The 5,599-nt window shown below is 61.7% G+C and carries 6 protein-coding genes; 2 read left to right on the top strand and 4 right to left on the bottom strand.

Annotated elements, in window-relative coordinates; all coding sequences use genetic code 11:
* Positions 1 to 87 precede the first annotated feature (87 nt).
* Genes ACRESD_RS07900 through ACRESD_RS07890 form a run of 3 tightly spaced genes read right to left on the bottom strand, consistent with a single transcriptional unit; the run spans position 88 to position 2,149 of the window.
* On the bottom strand, positions 88 to 675 hold the full coding sequence (locus ACRESD_RS07900; RefSeq protein ID WP_431750411.1) for an HAD family hydrolase: 588 nt from the start codon (positions 673 to 675) through the stop codon (positions 88 to 90).
* Positions 672 to 1,541, bottom strand: a complete 870-nt coding sequence (tesB, locus tag ACRESD_RS07895) for an acyl-CoA thioesterase II (RefSeq protein ID WP_431750410.1) — start codon at positions 1,539 to 1,541, stop codon at positions 672 to 674. The genes ACRESD_RS07900 and tesB overlap by 4 nt, the downstream gene beginning before the upstream one ends.
* A 38-nt stretch (positions 1,542 to 1,579) precedes the next feature.
* Complete coding sequence (locus ACRESD_RS07890; protein ID WP_431750409.1) at positions 1,580 to 2,149, bottom strand: GNAT family N-acetyltransferase; 570 nt, start codon at positions 2,147 to 2,149, stop codon at positions 1,580 to 1,582.
* A gap of 76 nt (positions 2,150 to 2,225) precedes the next feature.
* Between ACRESD_RS07890 and ACRESD_RS07885 the strand changes: the two genes are divergently transcribed.
* A complete protein-coding gene (locus ACRESD_RS07885) occupies positions 2,226 to 3,146 on the top strand; it encodes a histone deacetylase family protein (RefSeq protein ID WP_431750408.1) in 921 nt (306 codons plus the stop codon).
* Positions 3,147 to 3,317: 171 nt separating this feature from the next.
* Complete coding sequence (locus ACRESD_RS07880; RefSeq protein ID WP_431750407.1) at positions 3,318 to 4,544, top strand: TIGR03862 family flavoprotein; 1,227 nt, start codon at positions 3,318 to 3,320, stop codon at positions 4,542 to 4,544.
* 106 nt (positions 4,545 to 4,650) lie between these two features.
* On the opposite strand, the gene ACRESD_RS07875 is transcribed toward ACRESD_RS07880, so the two are convergent.
* The coding region (locus ACRESD_RS07875; RefSeq protein ID WP_431750406.1) for a DEAD/DEAH box helicase at positions 4,651 to 5,599 on the bottom strand (949 nt) is incomplete at its 5' end.

Below are 5,599 nucleotides of genomic sequence, written 5' to 3'. Positions count from 1 at the left end.
ATGCGCTCCTTCAGCTACGTATTTATCAGCTGATACACCGCTTTCGCGAGCAAGCCCGCTCCCACATTCGATTTGGGGATGCCAGGGCTAGATCATCCGGCGCAGCGCCGCGCAATCCTCGGCATGCCAATCCGCCAATTCCGGCCACGGATTCTCTGGCAAGTTAACCAACACCGTCCGGGTCCCCGCGGCCCGACCGCAATCCAAGTCAAAGCGGTAATCCCCCACCATCACCATCTCGCTCGGCGAAACGTCCCAGGCTGCGGCCAATTTCAGCAGGCCATCCGGATCAGGCTTAGGCAGCGCATCATCACGCCCCAGCACATCCTCAACGGCAAAGCAGTCCGCCAAGCCAATCGCCTCCAGGGTGATATGCGCCAACTCCCGCGCATTGCGGGTCAGGATGCCCAGGCGATAACCACGCCCGGCCAGCTCCCGTACCAGCTCCACTGCACCGTCGGCGGCAATGGAGCCCACCGCCAGTTCGCGTTCATGCTCCAGCAACCAGGCGTGCTTGGCCGCTGCAATCTCCTTGGGCAAGGCCGCCAGGTGGGTGAGGATGTCGTCCTCCGGCGGAATCTCCAGGGCCACGCGAATCGCCGCAAAATCATGGACGGCCACCGTGAGGGTGCCGTCCATGTCGAATACCCAATGTTTGATCTGGGCCAGGCTCATGCCCAATCCTTGCGATGGCGAATCAAGCCTTCCTGGGTCACCGAGGCCACCAGTTGCCCGGCACGGTTGTACACGCTGCCACGGGAGAAGCCACGGGAGTTACCGGCCCATGGGCTGTCCATGGCGTAAAGCAGCCAGTCATCGGCACGCAGATCGGCGTGGAACCACAGCGCGTGGTCGAGGCTGGCGACCTGCATGTCTTTCTGCCACACGGTCTTGCCATGGGGCAGCAGCGACGTGGTCAGCAAACCGAAGTCCGAGGCGTAGGCCAGCAGGTATTTGTGCAATGCAGGCGAGTCGGCCAGTGCGCCGTCAGCGCGAAACCACACGTACTTGACCGGGTCGGACGGCTGCGGGTTGAACGGATCTTTCTCGGTCACCGGGCGCACTTCGATCGGCTTGGGGCACAGCAGCTTGTCGCGCATGTGCTCGGGAATCAGGTGCGCGCGCTGCTGGGTCAGCTCCAGTTCGGACGGCAGGTTTTCCGGGCCGACCACGACAGGCATGGTGCTCTGGTGCGCAAAACCCTCCTCGTCGTATTGGAACGAGGCGCTGCAGGTGAAGATCGGGTTGCCCTTCTGAATAGCGGTGACGCGGCGCGTACTGAAACTGCCACCGTCACGCACACGGTCCACCGAGTACACCACGGGCAATGCCGCGTCGCCCGGGCGCAGGAAGTAACCGTGCAAGGAATGCACATGCCGCGCTTCCTCTACGGTCTGGCTGGCCGCCGACAGCGACTGGCCGAGTACCTGGCCGCCGAACAATTGACGAAAGCCCAGGTCCTGGCTGCGGCCGCGAAAGAGGTTTTCCTCGATCGGCTCCAGGGTCAGCAGGTCCACCAGATCTTCCAATACTTGGCTCATAGAGCAACTCCTACAATCAATAGGGCATTCCGGTCTGCTTATCCGTGCAGCGTGTCCAACCATTGGGCGCGGGTGATGCGGTACAAAACATGATGGCGCAGCGGGTCATCGGCTGCGACCTTGGGGTGTTCAAAATCTGCCTGGGGATCGTAATGCATACCGATGGCCTGCATGACTTTTTGTGAGGGCAGATTCGACTCGGTGGTGAAGGCCAGGATCTCATCCAGTTGCAAGCGGTCGAAGCCGCAACGCAAGGCGGTCCACGCCGCTTCGCTGGCATAACCCAAGCCCCAATGCTCACGGGCCAGGCGCCAGCCGATCTCCACGGCCGGGGTAAAACCCGCCTCGAAATTGACATTCTGCAGCCCGGTCAGACCGATAAATTCGCGAGTGTCTTTGCGCTGCAAAGCCCAAAAACCAAAGCCATATTCGGCAAAATGCCCGCGAATCCGCCCGATCAACGCAGCGCTCTCCAGGTGGCTCAATTTGGCCGGGAAATAGCGCATCACTTGCGGGTCGGCGCACATACGCGCAAATTCCGGCAGGTCGCTGTCGCGCCATTGGCGCAGCACCAAGCGTGCACTTTCCAATTCCAGTATCGGCTCCATGGGTCCCCCTCCCTTGCCATGTGCGTGAGTGTACAACGCAGGTAAGATGCGTCGCAGGTTCCCGTCAGAAAATCCCATGCCCCTGCCATTGATCTATCACGATGACTACAGCCCCGAGTTCCCGGCGGACCACCGGTTCCCCATGGACAAGTTCCGCCTGCTGCGTGATCACCTGGTGGACAGTGGCCTGACCGAGGACAGCCAACTGCTGCGCCCATCACTGTGCCCACCAGAGATTCTGGCCCTGGCCCATGACCGTGGGTATATCGAGCGCTACATGGGCGGCGAGTTGTCCCGTGAAGACCAACGGCGCCTCGGCCTGCCCTGGAACGAAGCCCTGGCCCGCCGAACCGTGCGCGCGGTCGGCGGTTCGATCCTCGCGGCGGAGCAGGCGCTGGAACACGGGCTGGCCTGCCACTTGGCGGGCGGCACCCATCACGCCCACTACGATTACCCGGCGGGCTTTTGCATCTTCAATGACCTGGCGGTGATCAGCCATTACCTGCTGGCCAGCGGTCGGGTCAACCGCGTTCTGATCTTCGACTGTGATGTGCATCAGGGCGACGGCACCGCGCGCATCCTCCATGACACGCCGGAGGCGATCACGGTATCGCTGCACTGCGAAAAGAACTTCCCGGCGCGCAAGGCCCAAAGCGACTGGGACATCCCGCTGCCCATGGGCATGGGCGATGCCGATTACCTCAAGGTGGTGGACGACGCGCTCAACTACCTGTTGCCCCTCTACCAACCGGACCTGGTGCTCTACGACGCCGGCGTTGATGTGCACAAGGACGACGCCCTCGGTTACCTCAAACTGACAGACGAAGGCGTGGCCGCCCGTGACGAAAGCGTGATGCGCCACTGCCTGGGCCGTGACATTCCGGTGATGGGCGTCATCGGCGGCGGCTACAGCAAAGACCGCCCCGCCCTGGCTCGTCGCCACGGCATCTTGCATCACAGCGCCCAACGGGTGTGGACGTCATCAGGTTGTCATTGAGTTGTGGGCGTTACCCACAATGCCTGTGGAACCACCTGTGGATAAGTTGAGCGTAAGCGTCTGAGAGCTAGCATCCGCAAGGCTTGTAGGAGGCTGTACGTTTTTTGATCAGGCGTTTGCGCTGTCGTCGGGTAGAATGCTCGGCCTATCCATGCGACCGTAGCCTTGCCCATGCCCGACACCCCTTCCCAACACGTCATCATTATCGGCGGCGGCCCTGCCGGGCTGATGGCCGCCGAAGTCTTGAGCCAGGCGGGCGTACGGGTCGACCTGTATGACGGTATGCCGTCGGTGGGGCGCAAGTTCCTGCTGGCAGGTGTCGGCGGTATGAACATCACCCATTCGGAAGCATACCCGGCGTTCCTGTCGCGTTATGCCGAACGGGCGCCGCAGATGGCTCCGTTGCTGCGGGCGTTTGGTGCCGAGGCACTGTGCGAGTGGATTCATGGCCTGGGCATCGAGACTTTTGTCGGCACCTCAGGCCGCGTCTTTCCTACGGACATGAAAGCCGCCCCGCTACTGCGCGCCTGGCTCAAGCGCCTGCGGGACCAAGGCGTGGTTATCCACACCCGGCATCGGTGGGTGGGGTGGGCTACCGACGGTGGATTACTTATCCACAGCCCGGAAGGTGAAAAAACTGTCCACAGTGATGCTGTGCTGCTGGCGCTCGGCGGCGGCAGTTGGTCGCGCCTGGGCTCGGACGGCACCTGGCTCAAGTCGCTGGAAGGCAAAGGCGTGCCTTGCGTCCCGCTGCAGCCAAGCAATTGTGGTTTCGAAGTGTCGGCCTGGAGTGAATTGCTGGTCAGCAAATTCGCGGGGGCACCGTTGAAAAACGTCGCCATCGGGTTGGCCGACGACAAACCCCGGCTGGGGGAATGTGTCGTCACTGCCGTGGGGATCGAGGGCAGTTTGATCTACGCGCTGTCGGCGCCCATTCGGGAAGCGATCAATCGCGATGGCTCGGCTACCGTGCATATCGACCTGCTGCCAAGCAAGCCGCTGGACAAAGTGCAGGCGGCCTTGGTCAAGCCGCGTGGTTCGCGCTCGATGAGCAAGCATTTGCACAGTCAGTTGAGGTTGGACGGGGTGAAAGCGGCGCTATTGCGTGAGCTGACGCCGGCTGAGCACTTCAATGATCCAGTGCGATTGGCAGTAGATATCAAGGCACTGCCGCTGACATTGGTGAAGGCACGGCCAATGGATGAAGCGATCAGTACCGCAGGCGGCGTGCCGTTTGAGGCGTTGGATGAGCGCTTGATGCTCAAGCCATTGCCCGGTGTGTTTTGTGCCGGGGAGATGCTGGATTGGGAAGCACCGACCGGGGGGTATTTGCTGACGGGGTGTTTTGCCAGTGGCAGAGCCGCTGGGCGGGGAATGTTGGAGTGGCTTAACCGCTGAGTTTTGTCGTGATTTCAAAGCCCCCTCCCACACTTGACTGGGTTCACACGGTCAAAAATGTGGGAGGGGGCTTGCCCCCGATGAGGCCCTCAGCCACACCGCAAAGTTACTTCTTCTTACGCGGCCCGGTGTTGAAAACAGGCACCTTGCGCACCGGCTTGATCGACGGCTCCGCCGGCGCCACCTCACCACTGTCGACCCACTTGCCCAGGTTGCGCTTACCGCCACCACCGGACGCTTTAGGCTTCTTCGGCTTTTTCGGTTTCTTCACCACTTGCCCGCTGGCATCGGTGTCCGGCACGCGGTGCTCAGGTTCGAAGTCCGGCTCCACCTTGCGGGTCAAGGTCTGACGGGTCAGCATCTCGATAGCCGAGAGCATGTTCACTTCATCGGCACACACCAGGGAAATCGCTTCCCCGGTGTTGCCCGCACGGCCGGTACGGCCGATACGGTGGATGTAGTCCTCGGCCACGATCGGCAGGTCAAAGTTGACCACCAGCGGCAAGTCTTCGATATCCAAACCACGGGCCGCTACATCGGTCGCCACCAGGATTTGCACGTCGCTGGCCTTGAAGCGATCCAACGCACGTTGGCGGGTGGCTTGCGGCTTGTCGCCATGAATGCCATCGGCATTCACGCCCAGGCCTTGCAACTTATCCACCAGCGCATCCACGCCGTTACGGGTCTTGGCGAATACCAGCACCTGCTTCCAGCGGCCTTTGCGCATCAGGTGTACAAACAGCTCCGGCTTGCGCTTCTTGTCCACCGGCACCACCCATTGCTTGACGGTGTTGGCGGCGACGTTGCGCGGGCTGACTTCGATGCTCAGCGGGTCGTTGAGCATCTGCCCGGCCAGCAGGCGGATGTCATCGGAGAAGGTCGCGGAGAACAGCAGGGTCTGGCGCTTTTTCGGCAGCATGCGGTAGATGTTTGCCAGCTCTTCGGAGAAGCCCAGGTCGAGCATGCGGTCAGCTTCATCCAGCACCAGGGTTTGCAGCTGATTGAGTTTCAGCGCGTTCTGGCGGAACAGGTCGATCAGACGGCCAGGGGTGGCG

It is taken from the genome of Pseudomonas sp., assembly GCF_050739995.1.
Lineage (GTDB): Bacteria > Pseudomonadota > Gammaproteobacteria > Pseudomonadales > Pseudomonadaceae > Aquipseudomonas.
Note: the sequence above shows the minus strand (reverse complement) of the source record. Positions and strands in the feature narration are given on the sequence as shown.